This window comes from Saccharopolyspora hordei (assembly GCF_013410345.1).
In the GTDB taxonomy this organism is placed as follows: domain Bacteria; phylum Actinomycetota; class Actinomycetes; order Mycobacteriales; family Pseudonocardiaceae; genus Saccharopolyspora; species Saccharopolyspora hordei.
This window is the reverse complement of sequence record NZ_JACCFJ010000001.1, coordinates 3,883,640-3,904,673: the sequence shown is the minus strand read 5'-3', so window position 1 is coordinate 3,904,673 and position 21,034 is coordinate 3,883,640. Positions and strand designations below refer to the sequence as shown.

Annotated in this window: 20 protein-coding genes; 12 read left to right on the top strand and 8 right to left on the bottom strand. The window is 73.5% G+C overall.

Translation table 11 applies throughout. From position 1 onward, the window contains the following. Positions 1–948, bottom strand: coding sequence for a threo-3-hydroxy-L-aspartate ammonia-lyase (locus HNR68_RS17885; RefSeq protein WP_343050471.1), 948 nt, complete (start codon positions 946–948; stop codon positions 1–3). Between the two features lie 42 nt (positions 949–990). Next, positions 991–1,635, bottom strand: coding sequence for a TetR family transcriptional regulator (locus tag HNR68_RS17880; RefSeq protein WP_246330477.1), 645 nt, complete (start codon positions 1,633–1,635; stop codon positions 991–993). Positions 1,636–1,748: 113 nt separating this feature from the next. Between HNR68_RS17880 and HNR68_RS17875 the strand changes: the two genes are divergently transcribed. After that, on the top strand, positions 1,749–2,753 hold the full coding sequence (locus HNR68_RS17875) for an NADP-dependent oxidoreductase (RefSeq protein WP_179722624.1): 1,005 nt from the start codon (positions 1,749–1,751) through the stop codon (positions 2,751–2,753). Between the two features lie 52 nt (positions 2,754–2,805). Here HNR68_RS17875 and HNR68_RS17870 read toward each other — a convergent pair whose 3' ends face one another. The 3 genes from HNR68_RS17870 to HNR68_RS17860 form a co-directional block, all read right to left on the bottom strand. Further along, positions 2,806–3,606 carry an SDR family oxidoreductase gene (locus HNR68_RS17870; RefSeq protein WP_179722622.1) on the bottom strand — a complete coding sequence of 267 codons (801 nt, stop codon included), beginning with the start codon at positions 3,604–3,606 and terminating at the stop codon, positions 2,806–2,808. Positions 3,607–3,660: 54 nt separating this feature from the next. Beyond that, positions 3,661–4,275, bottom strand: coding sequence for a hypothetical protein (locus HNR68_RS17865; RefSeq protein ID WP_179722620.1), 615 nt, complete (start codon positions 4,273–4,275; stop codon positions 3,661–3,663). A 443-nt stretch (positions 4,276–4,718) separates the two neighbouring features. Further along, the gene (locus HNR68_RS17860) at positions 4,719–4,901 is read right to left on the bottom strand and encodes a hypothetical protein (protein WP_218888344.1); all 183 of its coding nucleotides are present in this window, start codon (positions 4,899–4,901) and stop codon (positions 4,719–4,721) included. Positions 4,902–5,065: 164 nt separating this feature from the next. Here HNR68_RS17860 and HNR68_RS17855 point away from each other — a divergent pair, with 164 nt between their 5' ends. The 3 genes from HNR68_RS17855 to HNR68_RS17845 are packed head-to-tail and all read left to right on the top strand — an operon-like array spanning position 5,066 to position 8,375. Continuing rightward, positions 5,066–5,449: a DUF5313 family protein gene (locus HNR68_RS17855; protein WP_179722616.1), complete on the top strand. Its 384-nt coding sequence runs from the start codon at positions 5,066–5,068 to the stop codon at positions 5,447–5,449. 6 nt (positions 5,450–5,455) lie between these two features. Beyond that, entirely contained in the window at positions 5,456–6,853 is a 1,398-nt protein-coding gene (locus tag HNR68_RS17850; protein WP_179722614.1) for an NAD(P)/FAD-dependent oxidoreductase, read from the top strand. 40 nt (positions 6,854–6,893) lie between these two features. Beyond that, entirely contained in the window at positions 6,894–8,375 is a 1,482-nt protein-coding gene (locus HNR68_RS17845) for an amidase (RefSeq protein ID WP_179722611.1), read from the top strand. A 52-nt stretch (positions 8,376–8,427) separates the two neighbouring features. Here the strand turns inward: HNR68_RS17845 and HNR68_RS17840 are convergent, their stop codons facing one another. Further along, positions 8,428–9,018 carry a TetR/AcrR family transcriptional regulator gene (locus HNR68_RS17840; RefSeq protein WP_179722609.1) on the bottom strand — a complete coding sequence of 197 codons (591 nt, stop codon included), beginning with the start codon at positions 9,016–9,018 and terminating at the stop codon, positions 8,428–8,430. 117 nt (positions 9,019–9,135) lie between these two features. Between HNR68_RS17840 and HNR68_RS17835 the strand changes: the two genes are divergently transcribed. The 6 genes from HNR68_RS17835 (at position 9,136) to HNR68_RS17810 (ending at position 16,727) form a co-directional block, all read left to right on the top strand. Next, entirely contained in the window at positions 9,136–10,245 is a 1,110-nt protein-coding gene (locus tag HNR68_RS17835; RefSeq protein WP_179722607.1) for an FAD-dependent oxidoreductase, read from the top strand. 267 nt (positions 10,246–10,512) lie between these two features. Beyond that, positions 10,513–11,355 (top strand): nitrilase-related carbon-nitrogen hydrolase, encoded by an 843-nt coding sequence (locus HNR68_RS17830; protein WP_179722605.1) that lies wholly within the window; start codon positions 10,513–10,515, stop codon positions 11,353–11,355. A 137-nt stretch (positions 11,356–11,492) separates the two neighbouring features. Next, positions 11,493–12,791, top strand: coding sequence for an aspartate aminotransferase family protein (locus HNR68_RS17825; protein WP_179722603.1), 1,299 nt, complete (start codon positions 11,493–11,495; stop codon positions 12,789–12,791). Next, positions 12,788–14,188: a dihydropyrimidinase gene (gene hydA / locus HNR68_RS17820; RefSeq protein ID WP_179722602.1), complete on the top strand. Its 1,401-nt coding sequence runs from the start codon at positions 12,788–12,790 to the stop codon at positions 14,186–14,188. The genes HNR68_RS17825 and hydA overlap by 4 nt, the downstream gene beginning before the upstream one ends. A 46-nt stretch (positions 14,189–14,234) precedes the next feature. Continuing rightward, the gene (locus HNR68_RS17815; protein WP_179722600.1) at positions 14,235–15,233 is read left to right on the top strand and encodes a TIGR03842 family LLM class F420-dependent oxidoreductase; all 999 of its coding nucleotides are present in this window, start codon (positions 14,235–14,237) and stop codon (positions 15,231–15,233) included. Between the two features lie 138 nt (positions 15,234–15,371). Beyond that, entirely contained in the window at positions 15,372–16,727 is a 1,356-nt protein-coding gene (locus tag HNR68_RS17810; protein WP_179722598.1) for a uracil-xanthine permease family protein, read from the top strand. On the opposite strand, the gene HNR68_RS17805 is transcribed toward HNR68_RS17810, so the two are convergent. Beyond that, positions 16,712–17,368: a TetR/AcrR family transcriptional regulator gene (locus HNR68_RS17805; protein WP_179722597.1), complete on the bottom strand. Its 657-nt coding sequence runs from the start codon at positions 17,366–17,368 to the stop codon at positions 16,712–16,714. The genes HNR68_RS17810 and HNR68_RS17805 overlap by 16 nt on opposite strands. 131 nt (positions 17,369–17,499) lie before the next feature. Here HNR68_RS17805 and HNR68_RS17800 point away from each other — a divergent pair, with 131 nt between their 5' ends. Together HNR68_RS17800 and HNR68_RS17795 are read left to right on the top strand one after the other, a co-directional pair. Then, the gene (locus HNR68_RS17800; protein WP_179722595.1) at positions 17,500–18,711 is read left to right on the top strand and encodes a cytochrome P450; all 1,212 of its coding nucleotides are present in this window, start codon (positions 17,500–17,502) and stop codon (positions 18,709–18,711) included. A gap of 100 nt (positions 18,712–18,811) precedes the next feature. After that, entirely contained in the window at positions 18,812–19,615 is an 804-nt protein-coding gene (locus HNR68_RS17795) for an SAM-dependent methyltransferase (protein WP_343050218.1), read from the top strand. 133 nt (positions 19,616–19,748) lie between these two features. Here the strand turns inward: HNR68_RS17795 and HNR68_RS17790 are convergent, their stop codons facing one another. Next, the gene (locus tag HNR68_RS17790; protein ID WP_179722593.1) at positions 19,749–20,798 is read right to left on the bottom strand and encodes an FAD-dependent oxidoreductase; all 1,050 of its coding nucleotides are present in this window, start codon (positions 20,796–20,798) and stop codon (positions 19,749–19,751) included. Positions 20,799–21,034: the final 236 nt, after the last annotated feature.

Below are 21,034 nucleotides of genomic sequence, written 5' to 3'. Positions count from 1 at the left end.
TCAGCCCAGCAGCTCGGCGAAGCGGTCGACGCCGACGTTGCCGCCGGAGACCACCACGCCCACCCGCGGCGGCGGGGTGGTCCGCCCGGCCAGCAGCGCGGCGACGCCCACGGCGCCGCTGGGCTCGACCACCAGCTTGAGCCGCTCGAACAGCAGGCGCATCGCCGTGCGGATGTCGTCCTCGGAGACCACCGCGACCTCGTCGACCAGCCGCCGGTTCACCGAGAAGGTCAGCTCGCCCGGGGTGGCCACGGCCAGCCCGTCGGCGATGGTGCGCGGCACCGGGACCGACACCCGCTCGCCCGCCGCGAGCGACCGCCGGGTGTCGTCGGCGGCCTCGGGTTCGACCCCGACCACCCGGATGCCGGGGTGCAGCGCCTTGGCCACCGTCGAGCACCCGGCCATCAGCCCGCCGCCACCGACCGGCGCCACCACCGCGTCCAGCGGCCCGGTCTCCTCCAGCAGCTCCAGTGCCACCGTGCCCTGGCCGGCCATGATGTGCGGGTGCTCGTACGGCGGGACCAGCGTGAGCCCGCGCTCGGCGGCCAGCTGCCGGCCGAGCTGGTCGCGGTCCTGGGTGTAGCGGTCGAAGGTGATGACCTCGGCGCCGTAGCCGCGGGTGGCGGCCAGCTTCGCCTCCGGGGCGTCCTCGGGCATGAGGATCACCGCCTTGGTGCCGAGCAGCCGGCAGGCCAGCGCGACGGCCTGCGCGTGGTTGCCGGACGAGTACGCCACGACCCCGCGCCCGAGCTCCTCCGGGCTCAGCCGGGAGATCGCGTTGTAGGCGCCGCGGAACTTGAACGCCCCCATCCGCTGGAAGTTCTCGCACTTGAGGAAGACCTCGGCGCCGACCAGCTCGTCCAGCGTGCGTGAGGTGATCACCGGCGTCCGGTGCGCGACACCCGCCAGCCGGTCGGCGGCGTCCCGGACGTCGTCCACGGTCACGATCGTGCCCACAGCGCTCCTCTCCTCGATCGCCCGCCGGTGCGGTCACCAGCGGTGCGGGTCCTCGCCCCAGCGCTGTGGGATGCCTGCGGTGGCCAGCCCGATGGCCTGCGCCACGAGCTCGACCATCCGGTCCAGCTCGCGGCTGGGGTCGGCGCAGGTGGCCTCCAGGCCGATGCGCAGCGCGCTGCAGACCGCGCCGACGAGCACCCGGGGGCGCATGTCCTCGGCGGGGTCCAGGCGCTGCCGCTTGGCGATCTCGGCCGTCAGCCGCTCCTCGGTGCCCGCTGCTCGGCGCAGGTTGCCGGCCAGCAGCGCGGGGGTCTTGGTGATGAGGTGCTGGGTGCTCAGGAACCGCTGGACACCGGAGTCGGTGGCGGCGGCGCGGAGCATCTCGAGCACCGCGTGCCGCAGCGCGTCCAGCGGGGGCTCGGCGGCGGGCCGCGCGGCCAGGGCGTCCAGCATCAGCTCGTCGAACTCGGCGCCCTTGGCCAGCGCGATGTCCTCCTTGCTCGCGAAGTAGCGGAAGAAGGTGCGCGGGGAGACCTCCACCGCGGCGGCGATCTCGTCGATGGTGGTCGCCTCGTAGCCGTGGGCCAGGAACAGGTCGAGGCCCGCGTCGATCAGCGCCGCGCGGGTGCGCTGCTTCTTGCGGGCCCGTAGGCCACCCTGGTCCGTCGGGGCGCTCATGCCGACCATTCTGCCACCACGGCAGCCGGAGACATGAGTCATCTAACGACAATTGGCAGTCACTGACACTTTCGGTAGGGTCGGTGCCGATCCCGTTCCGTGGAGGAGAACCGATGAGCAAGGGCCTGGAAATCCGCCTCGCGTCCCGCCCGAAGGGCTGGCCGACCCTGGACAACTTCGACGTCGTCGAGGTCGACGCGCCGGAGCCCGGCGACGGCCAGCTGCTGGTGCGCAACGTCGTGATGAGCGTGGACCCCTACATGCGGGGCCGGATGAACGCGGGCAAGTCCTACGTGCCGCCCTTCGAGGTCGGCAAGGCGCTGCAGGGCGGCGCGGTGGGCGAGGTCGTCGCCGGTGAGGCCGAGGGCATCAGCACGGGCGACTTCGTGCTGCACGACCTCGGCTGGCGCGACTACGCGGTCGTCGACGCCACGCGCGCGGTCAAGGTCGACCCGCAGGCGGCCCCGCTGAACGCCTACCTCTACGTGCTGGGCATGCCCGGCATGACCGCCTACGTCGGTCTGGTCGACGTGGCGAAGCAGGAGGAAGGGGACGTCGTGTTCGTCTCCGGGGCCGCGGGGGCGGTCGGCTCGCTGGTCGGGCAGCTCGCCAAGCTGCGCGGCGCGGCGAAGGTGATCGGCAGCGCGGGGTCGGCGGAGAAGGTCCGCTTCCTCACCGAGGAGGCCGGCTTCGACGCGGCCTTCAACTACCACGACGGCCCGGTCGTCGAGCAGCTGCGCGCCGCCGCGCCGGACGGCATCGACGTCTACTTCGACAACGTCGGCGGCGAGCACCTGGAAGCGGCGATCGACGTGCTCAACGACTTCGGCCGGGTCGCCGAGTGCGGCATGATCTCGCAGTACAACAACGCCGAGCCACAGCCCGGCCCGAGCAACCTGTTCAAGATCGTTTCCAAGCGGCTGCGGCTGGAGGGCTTCATCGTCTCCGACCGCGCGCACCTGAAGGAGCAGTTCTTCACCGAGGTCGGCGGCTACCTGCGCGACGGCAAGATCCGTTACCGGGAGACCGTGGTGGAGGGGCTGCGCAACGCCCCGGAGGCCTTCCTGGGCATGCTCCGCGGCGAGAACACCGGCAAGATGCTGGTGAAGATCGCCTGACCTCCCGGGGCCGCCGCAGCACCGCGCTGCTGCGGCGGTCCGGGGTGGACGCTCACTCGGCGGGGTGGCTGCGCAGCCAGTCCGCCCACGTGGTGCGGCCGCGCCGCGCGCTCGGGCAGGTCAGGTCCTCGGCGACGCGCCGCAGCTTGTGCGGTGCGGGCACGTCGATGACCTTCTGCCGCTCGTGGCGGGCCTCCTGCCAGGTGCGCACCGCGTCGCCGAGGGTGAGCACCTCGGGCCCGCCGAAGTCCTCCCGCCGGCCGCCGGGGCCGTCGTCGACGCACTCGACGAGGTACTCCGCGAAGTCCCCGGCGTCCACCGGCTGGGTGGGCAGCTTCCCGGGCAGCGGCAGGACCGGCAGCCGCGCGGCCCGGCTGAACATCCGGTCCAGCAACCAGTGGAACTGGGTGGCGCGCACCACCGACCACGGCAGTTCGGAGACGCTCACCAGCTCCTCGGCGGTGTGCTTGAGCTGCAGGTAGGGCAGCGCGGGGCGGTCCACGCCCACGACGGACACGTAGAGGAAGTGCTGCACCTCGGCCGCGGTCGCGTCCTCCAGCAGCCGGCTGGTGCCGTCGACGTCCACGTCGGGCGGGCTGCGCCAGAAGTCCTTCGGGTGCAGGTACCCGCGCTGCGCCGCGGGGGAGTGGGTGGCCGCGTGCACCACGGTGGTCGCCCCGGCGACGAGCTCGGCCACGCCCTCGCCGGTGCTCAGGTCACCCGGCACCCACTCCACCGCGGGATCGGTGCCCGGACGGCGGGAGAGCACCCGGACCTGGTGCGCGGGCGTGAGCCGGCGCACCAGGTCGCGCCCCAGGTGCCCGGTCCCACCGGTGATCGCGATGACGTCCATGGCGGCAACCCCCTCGGGAGCGACTGTCCCACCGGGTGCCGAGGATCGCGACGGCTAGCGGCCGAGCAGCGGTCCGGTGATGCCCTCGATGACGTCACCGAGGGGCGGCAGCAGCCGCGGGCGCTCCGGCCCGGTCGGCGGCTCCGACGGCGGCGGGGTCTCCTCGGGCGGCTCCGTCTCCGACGGGGGCCGCGTTCCCGACGGCGGCGGCATTTCCGACGGCGGCGGGGTTTCCGAGGGCGGCGCGGACTCCGTCGGCGGCTGCGTCTCCGTCGGCGGCTGCGTCTCCGTCGGCGGTTCCTGCGCCGGGGGCACCGACTCCGTCGGCTGTTCGGCGGGCTCGGACGGGGGCGTGGTCACCGCGCGCGGGGCCGTCGGCTGCGCCGCGGCCTCGGCGGTCCCGGTCGCGCGCACCGGCTCCGGCTCGGCGGCGGCCGCAGGCGCGGCCGTGGTCTCCGGGGCGGGCGGCGGTGCGACGACGGCGACGGATTCGGAGAGGTCCGGCACGGTCGGGGCCACCTGCGGCGGCAGGAGCCGGGCGGCCGGTGCCGGGGCGGGGCCCTGCGGGCTCGCGACCGGATCCGTCGCCGTGCCGTGGTGCGCGCTGCCCACCGCGACCGCGGTGACGAACACCGCGACGGCGTAGCCGAGCAGGCGCGGGGGAGTCACACGGCGCCACCTCTGGGGCCGCACGAGCCGGTGCCGGCCGCGGGTCCGAGGCAACGACGAACTGCCCACTGGTTGTCACCTCACCTGGTCGGTCCGATCGTCCGCTCGTCCTCACTCGAATGGATGAAGCGGGTCGGCTGCACCCTACGCGACCGGTGATCGCCGGTTCCAGTCCCGGGGCAAGATCGTCACTGGTCAGGGGCTCGGACGGCGGTCTCCGGGCCGATGCCACCGAGCCGCAGAGGAGCGCGTGGACCTGCTCGGCGGCACCGTCCGCCGCGGCCTCCCCGATCGGCCGGCTCCACGGCCGGCCGGTGGCCCGGTCCGAGGACTGCCCGCAGTGGGCCCCCGGGTGCTGGCCGCCGACCTCACCGCCGCGGGGCCCCTGTGACGACGGAGGCCCGGCCGCCTCGGCGACCGGGCCTTCCTCCACTTCGGACGGTTCAGCGGTGGCTGGGAGTCCGGACCCCTCGCATGAACTCCGCCACCAGGTGCTTGAACGACCGGTCGTCCGCAGCACCCTTCCCGTCGAGCACGTCGGTGAACATCACCGCACCCAAGATCACGACCAACAACATCGCCACGACAACCACGAACACTGCACTCACCCCTTCTGCCAGGAACATCGGCGCACCGCCGGTTCCGTTACCGAGCGGTCGCCACGGTGTGACGCGACGGGCGCGAACCGGTCGCCGGTCGGCGCGGAGGGGCGTCCTAGGATCCGACTGCGAAAGCAGCACCGGCCGATGAGCGGATCCGGTACGACCCCGCGGAGGCTAGCCTGGAGACCATGGCGACCGACCGACCCAATCTCGCGCAATGGGTCTGGTACGCCTTCGGCGGCAAGCTCCCGGACCGCTGCGCCGAGTGGGTGCTGCACGACGTCACCTGCCGCACCTGGGTGCTGCGGCACGTCCTGCGCGCGCTGACCCAGCTGGCGCCGTTCTGCTTGCTGGTGCTGCTGCCCGGCCCGCTGGAGGTCCGGCTGAGCGCGATCCTGCTCGGGCTGCTGGTGGGCTTGTTCTACTCGATCTGCTACATGGGGGAGACGGCCGAGCACCGCGCGATCAAGCACGGGTTCCCGCCGGGCGTGGCGCGCGAGACCCGCGAGATCCGCCGGGACGTCCAACGGGTCGCCAAGCACGGTGCCGGCTACCGCCCCTGGTGGGGATAGCGCTGGATGGACGCAGCGCAGCTCGACGTCGCGTTGGCCGACGCCGCGGTGACCGTGTTCTGGACCGACCGCGCCGACCGGCCGGAACCGCGTGCCCCCCTGACCGGGGTGCACGAGGCGGACCTGGTGGTGGTCGGCGGCGGGTTCACCGGGCTGTGGGCGGCGGTCGAGGCCAAGCGGCGGCGGCCCGAGCTCGACGTGCTGCTGCTCGAAGCGCACCGCCTCGGGCACGGCGGGAGCGGCCGCAACGGCGGGTTCCTCTCCGAGTCCCTGACGCACGGCCTGGTGCACGGCGCGCTGCACTGGCCCGCCGAGCTCCCGCGGCTGGTCGAGCTCGGGCGGCAGAACCTGCGCGAGATCGACGAGTTCGTCCGGGAGCACGGCATCGACGCGGACCTGCGGTGGTGCGGCAGGACCGCCGTGGCCACCGAGCCGCACGAGGTCGCCGAGCTCAGCGACGAGGCCGAGCTGCACCGGGAGCACGGGATGGCGGCCCGCTTCCTGGGCGCCGGGGGCATCCGTGCGGACGTGGGATCGCCGACCTACCGGGCGGGACTGCGGTTGCCCGACGCCGGGGGCCTGGTCGACCCCGCCCGGTTGACCTGGGGCCTGGCCGACGCGGCGGAGCGCCTGGGCGTGCGGGTCCACGAGGCCAGCCCGGTGCGCGGACTGCGCGAGCGCGGCGGGCAGGTCCTGGTGCGCACGCCCCGCGCACGGGTGCGCGCCGGCGAGGTCCTGCTGGGCACCAACGCGTTCCGCGCCCCGCTGCGCACCGTCCGCCGCCGCGTGCTGCCGGTCTGGGACTACGTGCTGGTGACCGAACCGCTGTCCGACCGGCAGTGGGCGGAGCTGGGCTGGCGGGACCGCCAGGGCATCACCGACAGCGCCAACCGCTTCCACTACTACCGCCCGACCCCGGACGGCCGGGTCCTGTGGGGCGGCTACGAGCCGGTGTACTACTTCGGCGGGCGCACCGACCCGGAGCTGGCCCGCCACGACGCGTCGCACCGCCAGCTGGCGCGCGGCTTCTTCCGCACCTTCCCGCAGCTGGAGGGCGTGCGGTTCACCCACCGCTGGGGCGGCCCGATCGACTCCACGACCCGGTTCACCCCGCTGATCGGCCGCACCGGCCGCATCGCCTACGCGGTCGGCTACACCGGTCTGGGCGTCGCCGCGTCCCGGTTCGGCGCCCGCACCGCGCTGGACCTGCTGTGGGGCGAGGACACCGAGCGGACCCGCCTGGAGCTGGTGCGCCGTCCGCCGCTGCCCTTCCCACCGGAGCCGCTGCGCTGGCCGCTGGTCCAGCTGACCCGCCGCGCACTGGCCCGGGCCGACCAGAACGCCGGCCGCCGCGGCCGCTGGCTGTCCTTCCTCGACCGGCACGGCGTCGGTCTGGGCAGTTGAGGGGTTCACCCGGACATCGTCGGCGTGCCAACGTGTTCGAATGGACTACGCGGAGTACCGGCGTCATGACGCCGTGGGCCTGGCCGAGCTCGTGCGCACCGGTGAGGTCGCGCCGCCGGAGCTGCTCGAGACGGCGATCGAACGGGCGGAGCAGGTCAACGACCGGATCAACGCGATCGTGCGGCCGATGGTCGGGATCGCGCGCGAGCGGGCGGCGCAGCCGCTGACCGGGGCACTGGCCGGCGTGCCGTTCCTGGTCAAGGACCTGCACCAGGACTACGCCGGGGTGCGCACCGGCAGCGGGTCCCGGTCCACGCGCACAGCCGTGGCGACCCGGCACAGCGCCAGCGTCGAGCGGTGGCTCGACGCCGGGCTGGTGATCTTCGGCCGGACCAACACGCCGGAGTTCGGTGCCAAGGGGATCACCGAACCGGTGGCCCACGGCCCGTCCCGCAACCCGTGGGACACCGACCGCACGCCCGGCGGTTCGTCCGGCGGTTCCGCCGCCGCGGTCGCCGCCGGGATCGTGCCGGTGGCCGGGGCCAGCGACGGCGGCGGGTCGATCCGCATCCCGGCGGCGTGCTGCGGCCTGTTCGGACTGAAGCCGGGACGCGGTCTGGTGCCTGCGGGGCCGGACCGCGCCGAGCAGATGCACGGCGGCGCCACCGACGGGGTGATCTCCCGGACGGTGCGGGACTCGGCCGTGATGCTGGACGTGCTCACCGCCCGCCCGGACCCGGGTGGGCCCTACCTGGCGGCCCGCCCGGAGCTGCCCTACGCCGAGCACGCCCGCCGTGAGCCGGGGAGGCTGCGGATCGGGTTCACCTGCCGCTCACCACTGGGATCCGCGGTGAGCCCGCACGCGGTGTCGGCGGTCAAGGACGCGGCCGCCCTGCTCGCCGGGCTGGGCCACGACGTCGAGGAGGCCGAGCCGGACATCGACGGCCGCCAGCTGTCCCGCGACTTCCTCACCGTGTGGTTCGTCCAGCTGGCCCGAGCGGTGGAGGACGCGCGGCGGGCCTTCGGTGCGGCTCCGGACGACTTCGAGCTCGACACCCGGTTGCTCGCGGCCGCGGGCCGGGAGACGAAGGCCGTCGAGTACGTCGCGGTGCTCGACCGCTGGAACGACCACAACCGCGCGCTCGCCGACTTCCACAGCCGCTACGACCTCCTCCTGACGCCGGCGCTGGCGCACCCGCCGGGCCGGATCGGGGAGCTCGACACACCCCCGGCCCTGCAGAAGGCGGTGCAGCTGCTGCTCGCGGTCGGGCTGGCGGGCAAGGTGGCGCGCACCCGGCCGGTCAACGACCTGGTGCTGAAGAACCTGGAGAAGGTGCCGTTCACCCAGCTGGCGAACGTCACCGGTCGTCCGGCCATGAGCGTGCCGACCTACCGGACGCCGGACGGGCTCCCGCTGGGCGTGCAGTTCGTCGGCGGCCTCGGCGCCGAACCGACGCTGCTGTCCCTGGCAGCCCAGCTGGAGGCCGAACGCCCCTGGGCGCACCTGGAACCGCCGCTGTGACACCCCGGTCGGCCCGCGAGCGCCCGGCACGCTCGCGGGCCGCCCCGCGGTGCTAGTCGTTCGCGGGGCTCGGGGGAGTCCAGCCGTGGACGAGCAGGTCGAAGAGGGTCTCGACCGCGGCGCGGCGGTCCCGCTGCCCGTGGGCGAGCGTGGGGACCTGGAGCGCGAACCGGGCCAGGGCGACGCACGCGAGGTCGTCGTGCGCGACGCCGCACTCGGCGGCGATGGCGGCGCTGAGGCTGTCGGTGTGCCGGGTCCACATCTGGTCGGCGTAGGCGCGCAGCGCCGGCGTGGAGTGCACGAGCTCGGTGAACTCGGCCTGCTGCGGGTGCTCGACGAACGGCAGCCAGGCGTCGAGGACGTGCCGGCGGAGGGCCTCGGGGATGCTCTGCCCGGCGGGCCGCTGCCGCACCGCGGCGACCAGGGCCGCCTCCCGTTCCTCGTCCTGGTCGAAGACGAGCGCTTCCTTGCACGGGAAGTGCTTGAACACCGTCGTGGTCGACACGTCGGCCGCGTCGGCGATCTCGCGGATGCTCACCTGCTCGAACCCGCGCTCCAGGAACAGGCGCAGCGCGGCGTCGGCGATCGCTCGCCGGGTGGCCGCCTTCTTGCGCTCGCGGCGGCCGACGGGGGGCTCGGTCATGCGCCGATCGTAACCATCGGTGAACTCGGTTGAAAAGTTGACTCGTTTCACTTTTATACTCGTTCCGCGTTCGCTCGGGCGCCCGCCCGGGCTCTCACCGATGGGAAGGTCACCGCGATGAACCCTCCGGAAGCCACCCGCGCCAGGATCAGCGTCATCGGGGCCGGGCCCGCCGGGCTGACCTGCGCGCGGGTCCTCCAGCAGCACGGCCTGGCGGTCACGGTCCACGACCGCGACCTCGGGCCGGAGGCGCGCGACCAGGGCGGCAGCCTCGACCTGCACGCCGACAGCGGGCAGGTCGCCCTCAAGGCCGCCGGTCTGCTCGACGAGTTCCTGGCCCTGGCCCGCCCGGAAGGGCAGGAGATGCGCCGGATGGACGTGACCGGCCGCATCACCGACCACCACCTGCCCGAGCCCGACGAGCTGTTCCGGCCGGAGATCGACCGCGGACAGCTGCGCGACCTGCTGCTGGACTCCCTGCAGCCGGGCACCGTGCGCTGGGGACACGCGCTCGACACGATCAGCGGGCCCGCCGGCGGCCCGCGGCGGCTGCGCTTCGCCGACGGCACGACCACCGAGGCCGACCTGGTCATCGGCGCCGACGGCGCCTTCTCCCGGGTGCGCGCGGCAGTGTCCCGCGCCGTCCCGGAGCACACCGGCATCAGTCTTCTGGAGGCGTGGTTCTCCGACGTCGACGAGCGGCACCCCGAGATCGCCGCGCTCGTCGGCCAGGGCAGCGCGCACGCCGCCGACGGCGAGCGCGCCCTGTTCGCCCAGCGGGGCAGCGGGGGCCGCCTCCGCGTCCACCTCGTCCGGCGGGTCCCGGTCGACTGGCTGAGCCGCAGCGGTCTGCGCGCGGACGACACCGACGGCATCCGCGCCCTGCTGCTGGAGGAGTACGGCCACTGGTCACCGCGCCTGCTCCGGATGATCACCGACAACGACGGCGCCTACGTCGACCGCCCGATCTTCGCGCTCCCCGTCCCGCACACCTGGCCGCACGACCCGACGGTGACGCTGCTCGGCGACGCCGCCCACCTGATGCCGCCGCTCGGCGTCGGCGTCAACCTCGCCATGCTCGACGCCGGCGAGCTCGCCCTCGCGCTCGCGACCGCCCCCACCGTCGCCGACGCGGTCCGCTGCTACGAGCGGAGCATGTTCCCGCGCGCCACCGAGATGGCCCGGGCGCTCGAAGGCCGCGCCGCGGACCTGCTCTCCACCGACTGACCGCGCTCACCCGTCCCCGGTGCGACCTCTGTGGACCGCCGTCGGCACGACGCACCGGTGCTTCGCCTGTTCGTAGGAATTCGAGCGGCGGGGCACCGGGGCACCCGCGGCATCGGCCCACGCCCGGGGCGTGGCGCGGTCGGCGCCCGGCTGAATGGGAACAATGCGTAACCGGTTGATCATTGCGCGTGGCGATGGGTGGCCATACCGTCGGTGAGCGGGCCGATCGGCTCGTCCTGCTCCACCGACCGGAGGTGCAGCGCAACCATGTCCAACACCGTTCGAGCCGCGCTGGTCCAGGCGAAGTGGACCGGGGACACCGCGTCGATGGTCGACCAGCACGAGGCCCACGTCCGCGCCGCCGCCGCGCAGGGCGCGCAGGTCATCGGCTTCCAGGAGGTGTTCAACGCCCCGTACTTCTGCCAGGTGCAGGAAGCCGAGCACCACCGCTGGGCCGAGCCGGTCCCGGACGGGCCCACCGTGCAGCGGATGTGCGCGCTGGCGCGGGAGACCGGCATGGTGCTGGTGGTGCCGCTCTACGAGGTCGACGGCCCGGGCTTCTACTACAACACCGCCGCGGTGATCGACGCCGACGGCACCTACCTCGGCAAGTACCGCAAGCACCACCTGCCGCACCTGCCGGGGTTCTGGGAGAAGTACTACTTCCGCCCCGGCAACCTCGGCTGGCCGGTGTTCGACACCGCCGTCGGCCGGATCGGCGTCTACATCTGCTACGACCGGCACTTCCCGGAGGGCTGGCGGGCGCTCGGCCTGGCCGGGGCGCAGCTGGTGTACAACCCGTCGGCGACCAGCCGCGGGCTGTCGTCCTACCTGTGGAAGCTCGAGCAGCCCGCCGCGGCGGTGGCCAACGAGTACTTCATCGCGGCGATCAACCGCGTCGGCGTGGAGGAGTACGGCGACAACGACTTCTACGGCACCAGCTACTTCGTCGACCCCTACGGCCAGTTCGTCGGCGACCCGGCCAGCGACACCGACGAGGAGCTGGTGGTGCGCGACCTGGACTTCGACCTGATCGAGGAGGTCCGCCAGAAGTGGGCCTTCTACCGCGACCGGCGCCCCGACGCCTACCAGCCGCTGACCGCCCCGTGAGCACCGGGACACGCGGCGGGAGCGAGGAGTCGCTCGCGATGACCACCTGACCGCCGGCCGGGCCCGCCGAGCTCGGCGCAGCGGCGCACGGAGACCCGCACCGCGGTGCGCCGTCAGCACCGCCGATTGGGGAGACGATGACGAGCACGCACGCCGAGCTGGCCAAGCGGCACCGCGCGGTGCTGCCGGAGTGGCTGGCGCTGTACTACGACGAGCCCATCGACGTCGAACGCGGCGAGGGGCGGTACGTCTGGGACGCCGAGGGGAACCGGTACCTGGACTTCTTCGGCGGCATCCTCACCACGATGACCGCGCACGCCCTCCCGGAGGTCACCGCCGCGGTCCGCGAGCAGGCCGGCAAGGTCCTGCACACCTCGACGCTCTACCTCAACCGCCCGATGGTCGAGCTGGCCGAGCGCGTCGCGGAGCTGTCCGGCATCGACGACCCGCGGGTGTTCTTCACGACCAGCGGGACCGAGGCCAACGACGCCGCGCTGCTGCTGGCCACCACCTACCGCGGCTCCAACCAGGTGCTGGCGCTGCGCAACAGCTACCACGGTCGCTCCTTCTCGGCGCTGGCCGTGACCGGCAACCGCGGCTGGTCGCCGACGAGCCTGTCGCCGGTGCAGACCTCCTACGTGCACGGCAGCCGGCGGCGCGGGACCCCGCTGGCCGACCTGTCCGACGAGGACTTCACCGAGGCCTGCGTCGCCGACCTGGAGGACGTGCTCGGCCAGCTGCACGGCACCGTGGCGTGCCTGATCGCCGAGCCGGTCCAGGGCGTCGGCGGGTTCACGCTGCCGCCCGACGGGCTGTTCGCGCGGTTCAAGGAGGTGCTCGACCGCAGCGGCATCCTCTGGATCAGCGACGAGGTGCAGACCGGGTGGGGCCGCACCGGCGAGCACTTCTGGGGCTGGCAGGCGCACGACGCCTGCGGTGCGCCGGACGTCGTCACCTTCGCCAAGGGCATCGGCAACGGGCTGTCCATCGGTGGGGTCATCGCCCGCGCCGAGGTGATGAACTGCCTCGGCGCCAACTCGATCTCCACCTTCGGCGGCAGCCCGATCACCGCGGCCGGGGCGCTGGCCAACCTCGACCACCTCGTCGCGCACGACCTGCAGGGCAACGCCGCGCGCGTTGGCGCGGTCCTGCGCGGGCAGCTCGACGCCGCGGTCGGCCGGGTCCCCGCGGTCGCGGAGGTGCGCGGGAAGGGCCTGATGCTCGGCGTCGAGCTGGTGCGCCCCGACGGGTCCCCGGCCCCGGAGCTGGCCACCGCGGTGCTCGAGGCGACCAAGTCGGCCGGTCTGCTCGTCGGCAAGGGCGGGCTGGACGGCAACGTGCTGCGCATCGCGCCCCCGCTGAGCCTCACCGAGGAGGAGGCGCGCGACGGCGCTCGGATCCTGTTGTCGGCACTGGAGGAGGTGGGGACACGATGAGCCGCACGGTCATCCGCGGTGGCCTGGTGATCACCGCGACCGAGGAGGTCCGCGCGGACGTCCTCGTCGAGGGCGAGCAGGTCGCCGCGATCGCCGCGCCGGAGGTCGCCGAGCAGTGGGTGGACGGCGCCGACACCGTCGTCGACGCCGCGGGCCACTACGTCATCCCCGGCGCCGTGGACGGGCACACCCACATGCAGATGCCCTTCGGCGGCACCTACGCCTCGGACACCTTCGAGACCGGGACCCGGGCGGCGGCGTGGGGCGGCACCACCACGATCGTGGACTTCGCGATCCAGCCGGTGGGCGGCTCGCTGCGCGAGGGCCTGGACGCCTGGCACGCCGAGGCGGACGGGCGGTGCGCCGTCGACTACGGCTTCCACATGATCCTCTCCGACGTCGGTGACGACGCGCTCAAGGAGGTGGACGCCCTGGTCGCCGAGGGGATCACCAGCTTCAAGATGTTCATGGCCTACCCCGGCGTGTTCTACAGCGACGACGGGCAGATCCTGCGCGCCATGCAGCAGGCCGCGGACAACGGCGCGCTGACGATGGTGCACGCCGAGAACGGCATCGCCATCGACGTGCTGGTGCAGCAGGCCCTGGCCGCGGGCCGCACCGACCCCCGCTACCACGGGCAGGTGCGGCACCCGCTGCTGGAGGCGGAGGCGACCCACCGGGCGATCCAGCTCGCCCGGGTGGCCGGGGCGCCGCTGTACGTGGTGCACGTGTCGGCCGGCGAAGCGGTCGCCGAACTCGCCCGGGCCCGCGACGACGGGCTCGCCGTCTTCGGCGAGACCTGCCCGCAGTACCTGTTCCTCAGCGCCGACGACCTGGCCCGGCCGGAGTTCGAGGGCGCCAAGTACGTCTGCTCGACCCCGCTGCGCCCCGTCGCGCACCAGGCCCACCTGTGGCGGGCGCTGCGCACCAACGACCTGTCGGTGGTCTCCACCGACCACTGCCCGTTCTGCTTCAAGGACCAGAAGGAGCTGGGGCTCGGGGACTTCTCCAAGATCCCCAACGGGATCCCGGGCGTGGAGAACCGGGTCGACCTGCTGCACCAGGCGGTCGTCGACGGGCACATCAGCCGCCGCCGGTGGGTCGAGCTGGCCTGCACCACCCCGGCGCGGATGTTCGGCCTGCACCCGCGCAAGGGCACCATCGCGCCCGGCTCGGACGCCGACATCGTGGTCTACGACCCGCACCGGGAGCACGTCCTCTCCGCGCAGACCCACCACATGAACGTCGACTACAACGCCTACGAGGGCCGGACGGTCACCGGCGCGGTGCGCACCGTGCTGTCCCGCGGCCAGGTGATCGTCGACGACGGCGCCTACCTGGGGCGCGCCGGCCACGGCCGCTTCCTGCGTCGCGACACCTGCCAGTACCTGACCTGACCGGCGACGGAGCAACCCGACCTGATCTCGTCGAAAGGGGTCCACGATGGACTTCGGGCTCGTCCTGCAGACCGATCCCCCGGCCTGGTCGGTGGTGGAGCGGATGCGTCGCGCCGAGGAGCTGGGCTTCAGCCACGGCTGGACGTTCGACTCCTGCGTGCTGTGGCAGGAACCGTTCGTCATCCACAGCCAGGTCCTGTCCGCCACGGAGCGGCTGCGGGTCGGCACCATGGTGACCAACCCGGTCACCCGGGACTGGACCGTCACCGCCTCCGCCTTCGCCACGCTCAACGACATGTTCGGGCCGCGCACGGTGTGCGGCATCGGCCGCGGCGACTCGGCGGTGCGGGTGACCGGCGGGCACCCGACCACGCTGGCCAACCTGGAACACGCCATGCAGGTCATCAAGGACCTCGCCGAGGGGCGGGAGGTGCAGCTGAACGGCACCGCGGTGCGGCTGCCGTGGGTGCGCGACGGGCAGCTGCCGGTCTGGATGGGCGCCTACGGCCCGAAGGCGCTGGAGCTGGTGGGGCGCCAGGCGGACGGGTTCATCCTGCAGCTCGCCGACCCGTACCTGACGCGCTGGATGGTCGACCACGTGCGCCAGGCCGCCCGCGACGCCGGCCGCGACCCGGAGTCGATCACCGTGTGCGTGGCCGCCCCGGCTTACGTCGGCGACGACCTCGCGCACGCCCGCGAGCAGTGCCGCTGGTTCGGCGGCATGGTCGGCAACCACGTCGCCGACCTGGTCGCCCGCTACGGCGACTCCGCGGAAGCGGTGCCCTCCGCGCTCACCGACTACATCAAGGGCCGCCAGGGCTACGACTACTCCCACCACGGCCGGGCAGGCAACCGCAGCACGGACTTCGTGCCCGACGAGATCGTGGACCGGTTCTGCCTGCTCGGGCCGCCCGAGCAGCACGTGGCCAAGCTGCACGAGCTCCGCGAGGCGGGAGTCGACCAGTTCGCGATCTACGCCATGCACGACGCCATCGACGCCACTGTGGACGCCTACGGCGAGCGGATCGTCCCGGCCTTGCGCTGAGGCCGCGCTGCGGTCCGCGACCACCGGTGAACACCGGGTGACGATCGCGTTGCGGCGCCGGTCACACCGCCCCTGCTTTGTAGAGTTCCGCGCGACACGACACCGGCCCGCGCGGCGGGCGGAGCAGGAAGGCACGCCATGCGGCAGGGACTCGGCGCCAGGCTCGGCATCGGCTGGCGGGTGCACGGTGACGGCAGCACCCCGCGGCCCGGGGAGGCGGTCGCCCCGGACGAACGCCTGTCCTGGGGGCGCACCGTCGGCCTCGGCGCGCAGCACGTGGTCGCGATGTTCGGGGCGACGTTCGTCTTCCCGGTGCTGATGGGGCTCGACCCCAACCTGGCGATCATGGTCTCCGGGGTCGCGACGATCCTGTTCCTGCTCATCGTGCAGGGCAAGATCCCCAGCTACCTCGGCAGCAGCGCCTCGTTCGTGGGCGTGGTGGCGGTGGTCCGCGCCGGGGGAGGGGACACCTCGACGGTGACCGGCGCGCTGCTGGTGTGCGCCCTGGTGCTCTCCGCCGTCGGCCTGCTCATCCACGTCGTCGGCGCACAGGTGGTGCACCGGGTCCTGCCGCCCGCGGTCTCCGGGGCCGTGGTGATGCTGATCGGGTTCAACCTCGCTCCGGTGGTGGCCTCCACCTACTGGCCGCAGGACCAGTGGATCGCGCTCATCACCATGCTCGTGGTGCTCGGGTGCAGCGCGCTGCTGCGCGGGTTCTGGTCGCGCATCGCGGTGTTCCTCGGCCTGGTCGTCGGCTACGGCCTGTCCTGGCTGTTCGACCTGGGCTTCGGCCCGATCACCGCGCCGGACGCCAACGGGGTGGTCGGCACGCACCCGCGGGTCGACCTCAGCGCGGTCGCCGACGCGCCCTGGTTCGGACTGCCCGCGTTGCACGCGCCGTCCTTCGAGCTCTCCGCGGTGGTCGTGGTGCTGCCGGTGGTGATCGCGCTGATCGCCGAGAACGCCGGGCACGTCAAGGCGGTCGAGGAGATGACCGGCACGCGGCTGGACTCCCACATGGGCCGCGCGATCTTCGCCGACGGCTTCGCCAGCACGCTGTCCACCGCGGTGGGCGGCCCGCCCACCACCACCTACGCGGAGAACATCGGCGTCATGGCGGCCACCCGCGTGTACTCCACCGCGGCCTACTGGGTCGCCGCGGTGGTGGCGGTCCTGTTCGGGCTGTGCCCCAAGTTCGGCGCGGTGATCGCGGCGACCCCGGGCGGTGTGCTCGGCGGCATCACCGTCGTGCTCTACGGCATGATCGGCCTGCTCGGCGCGAAGATCTGGGTGGAGAACCGGGTGGACTTCGGCGACCCGGTCAACCTGCTGCCGCTGGCCGCCGGCCTGGTGATGGGCATCGGGGGCGTCTCGCTGGAGATCACCCCGCAGTTCAGCCTCAACGGCATCGCCCTGGGCACCCTGGTGACGCTGGTCGGCTACCACGTGCTGCGCGCGCTGGTGCCGGGCCGGCGCGGTCAGCCCTCGGTGTAGTCCTTCGCCAGCGCGATGTCCTCGGGCCCCACCGGTCGCCCGGGCAGCGGTGTCCCCGGCTTCGCCTGCAGCCCGTCGAGGATGAGGGTCAGGTAGCGGGCCGGGGCGTCGCGGCGGACGTCGTCGGAGACGTTGCGCACGCCCTGCATCACGATCGACAGGACCATGGCGATGTCGCCGCTGCCGACGTCCGCCCGCAGCGCGCCGGACTCCTGCGCCGACCGCACCAGCCTGTCCATGATGGACAGCAGTTCGTCGCGGACCCGGTTGAGCTCCGGGTCGCCGGCCAGGACGGCCCGGGCGCGCGGGGAGTGCAGCGACAGCCGGATCACGACGCCGATGTCCGTGGCGGTGAGCATGAACTCGGTGAGCGCGCGCCACGGGTCGGGCTCGCGGTCGGCGATCTCCCGCACCTCGTCGAGCACCCGGCCGAAGGAGTCCAGTCCGACGGCCCGGACCAGCGACTCGCGGTCGGGGAAGCGCCGGTAGAGCGTCCCGGTGCCGACACCCGCGCACCGCGCGATCTCCTCCATCGGCACCTCGGGGCCCCGCTCGGCGAACGCGGTCCGAGCAGCGTTGATGATCCGGTCGCGGTTGCGGCGCGCGTCGGCCCGCAGGGGCGGCGTGGTCTCGGTGCTCATGGTCCTCGCTCGTGCTCCCGGCAGCTGTTCGGGCGAATTGTCGCATGTCCGCCGGAACTGGACGACTTCCTTCCGCTTGGGTACAACTGGGAGACGAACCTTCCGCTTGTGTCCGCGACCAGGGAGTGACGATGGCCCACCAGGCTGCCAGCGCGACGACCACCTACCCGAAGCCCCGGACCTGCCCGTTCTCCGTCGACCCGGAGTACGCCCAGCTCCGGGCGGAACAGCCGGTCGTGCAGGTCCAGACCCCCGGCGGGAGCACCGCGTGGCTGGTCACCCGCCACGACCTGGTCCGCCAGGTGCTCAGCGACCCCCGGTTCAGCTCGGACCGCCGCTCGCCCGGGTTCCCGCGCCTGGCGGAGAACCAGCAGAGCGTGCTCCAGGGCCTGCCGCCGTCGCTGATCGGGATGAACCCGCCGGAGCACACCCGGGCCCGGCGCGCGGTGCTCGGCGAGTTCACGGTGCGGCGCATCGACTCGCTGCGCCCGCGGATCCAGCAGATCGTCGACGACTGCATCGACGCGATGCTCGCCGGTCCCCGCCCGGTCGACCTGGTGTCGGCGCTGGCGCTGCCGGTGCCGTCGCTGGTGATCTGCGAACTGCTCGGCGTGCCCTACGACGACCACGAGTTCTTCCAGACCCGCAGCTCGAAGCTGGTGCACCGCTCCACGCCGTTCGACGAGCGGCTGCGCGCGTCCCGGGAGCTGCGCTCCTACCTGGACGAGCTGGTGTCGGTGAAGGAGCGCGAGCTGCCCGACGACCTGCTCGGCCGGCAGGCCCGCAAGCAGCGCGACGCCGGCGAGGCCGACCACGAAACCCTGGTCAGCACGGCCGTGCTGCTGCTCCTCGCCGGCCACGAGACGACCGCGAACATGATCTCCCTGGGCACCCTCGCCCTGCTGGAGAACCCCGAGCACTGGGCGGCGATCGCCGCGGACCCGGCCAAGACGCTGCCCGCGATCGAGGAGCTGCTGCGCTACTTCAGCATCGTCGAGGGCGCGACCTCGCGGGTGGCGCTGGAGGACGTGGAGCTCGGCGGCGTCCTGGTCCGGGAAGGCGAGGGGGTCATGGCGCTGGTGTCGGCGGCCAACCACGACCCGGAGGTGTTCGAGCGGCCCGACGAGCTGGACATCGACCGCGGCGCCCGCCACCACGTGGCCTTCGGCTTCGGCCCGCACCAGTGCCTCGGCCAGAACCTGGCGCGGGCGGAGCTGCAGATCGTCTTCGACACCCTGGTGCGCCGGATCCCGGACCTGCGGCCGGCCGTCCCGGTCGCGGAGGTGCCGGTGAAGAGCGAGGCGACCGTCTTCGGCCTCTACGAGCTGCCGGTGACCTGGTGAGCGGCGGAGGCCGTCGGCCTCCGTTCGCGAAGTCCGTGACGGACCGCCGCCGATGGTCGATCATGGGGGGTGAACCGTCGTCGAGTCCGGAGGAGCGCCAGTGGACGCGCAAGCGTGGTGGGCCCGGGGTGTGGACGTCAAGCGGCCCAGTTCCGCCCGCGTCTACGACGTGCACCTGGGCGGGTCGCACAACTTCCAGGTGGACCGGGAGCTGGCCGAGCAGGCGGCCGCGATGATGCCGTCGCTGCCCGCGGTGCTGCGGGCCAACCGCTCGTTCCTGCGCCGGGTGGTGCACCACCTCGCCGAGACCGGGGTGCGCCAGTTCCTCGACCTGGGCTCGGGGATCCCGACCGTCGGCAACGTGCACGAGGTCGCCCAGGGCGTCGACCCGAGCTGCCGCGTCGTCTACGTCGACAACGACCTGGTCGCGGTCGCGCACAGCCAGGCGCTGCTGCGCGACAACGACCGGGCGGTGGCGATCCGGGCCGACTTCCGGGACGTGGACGCGGTGCTCGGCGACGAGCAGGTCCGGGCGACGCTCGACTTCGACGCGCCGATCGCGGTGCTGTTCTTCGCCGTGCTGCACTTCGTGCCGGACAGCGACGACCCGGCGGGCATCGTGGCGCGCTACGCCGACGCGCTCTGCCCGGGCAGCTACGTGGCGATCTCGCACGCGGGCAGCGACGACGTCGACGAGTCCACCAGGCGGGCCTCCGCGCTCTACAGCGAGCGCATCGGCGGGTTCTTCATGCGGTCCCGAGCCGAGGTCGCGAAGATGTTCGGCGACCTGGAGCTGATCGAGCCGGGGCTGGTGGACCTGCTCCAGTGGCGACCCGACCCGGGGGAGGTGTGGGAAGGCGCTCCCCGCGTCGCCGGGCCGGCGGGGGTGGCCCGCAAGCCCTGACCGGCGCACGGTGCGAGGCGGCGCCACCTCCCCCTCTCCTGGAGGTGGCGCCGCCTCCGCGTGGGCGTACCGCCACCGCGCAGCGTGCCGGTCGGTCCGCGCGGAGGACAGGGTCTTCCGCCCCTGGAGAGGATCACTTGAGGCTCGCTTGAGCTTCGAGCAGGGCGCGCACCTCGCGGGCCGCGGCCCGGCCCGCCCGGTTGGCGCCGAGGGTGCTCGCCGACGGCCCGTACCCGACCAGGTGCAGCCGGGGTTCGGCGACCACGCGGGTGCCGTCCAGCTGGATGCCGCCTCCCGGCCCGCGCAGTCCCAGCGGTGCGAGGTGCGCGATCGCCGGCCGGAACCCGGTGGCCCACAGGATCACGTCGGCGCGCTGCGCGCTGCCGTCGGCCCAGGCGACACCGTCGGCGGTGATCCGCTGGAACATCGGCACCCTGCGGAGCACCCCGCGCTCGCGCGCCGCGACCACCGCGGGGCTGTCCGGCAGCCCGGTCGCGCTCACCACGCTCCCCGGCGGCAGGCCCGCCCGGACCCGGCGCTCGACCTCGGCGACCGCGGCGCGCCCGTCCTGCGGGCCGAACACCGCCCCGGTGAAGCGGGGCGGCCGCCGGGTCACCCACGTCGTCGTGGCGACCTCGGAGATCTCCAGCAGGTGCTCCACCGCCGAGATCCCGCCGCCGACCACGACCACCCGCTGCCCGCGGAACTCTGCCGGCCCGCGGTAGTCGGCGGTGTGCAGCTGGCGCCCGGTGAACAGGTGCCGGCCGGGGTAGTGCGGCCAGAACGGGTTGTCCCACGTGCCGGTCGCGTTGACGACCGCCCGCGCCGCCCACGTCCCGGCGGAGCTCTCCACCAGCAGCCGCTCGCCGCCGTCACGGACCGCCTCCACCCGCACCGGGCGCAGCACCGGCAGCGCGAACTCCCGCTCGTACCGCCCGAAGTACTCCGCGACGACCTCGGCGGCGGGTCGTGCGTCACCGGCCTCCGGCGGGGCGCTGCCCGGCAGCGGGTGGATCCCGTGCACCCCGCCGAGCCGCAGGGACGGCCAGCGGTTCCGCCAGGCGCCGCCCGGCCCGGCCCCGCGGTCGAGCACGACGTGGTCGACACCGGCCCGCTGCAGGTGGTGGGCAGTGCTCAAGCCGGCCTGACCGGCCCCGATCACCACCACGTCGATGCGCCGCACACCCAGCAGAACGACTCGCGGACCGGTTTCTTCCCGCCCGCCGAGTGGTCTGTGCCACCGTGGGAGCCCGCACTGGAACACGGCCACTAGGGGGAGACGCACGACACCCCGGGGTGCCTTCGAAATTCCGGGACTGAAGTCCTACGATTGTTGGTGCAAGCACGGTTCCCCCAAACCTTCTTCCGTTCGTCCTGGCTGCAGTTGTGGTCGGGCGCTCTCGCGCGCGCGTGCGGAAG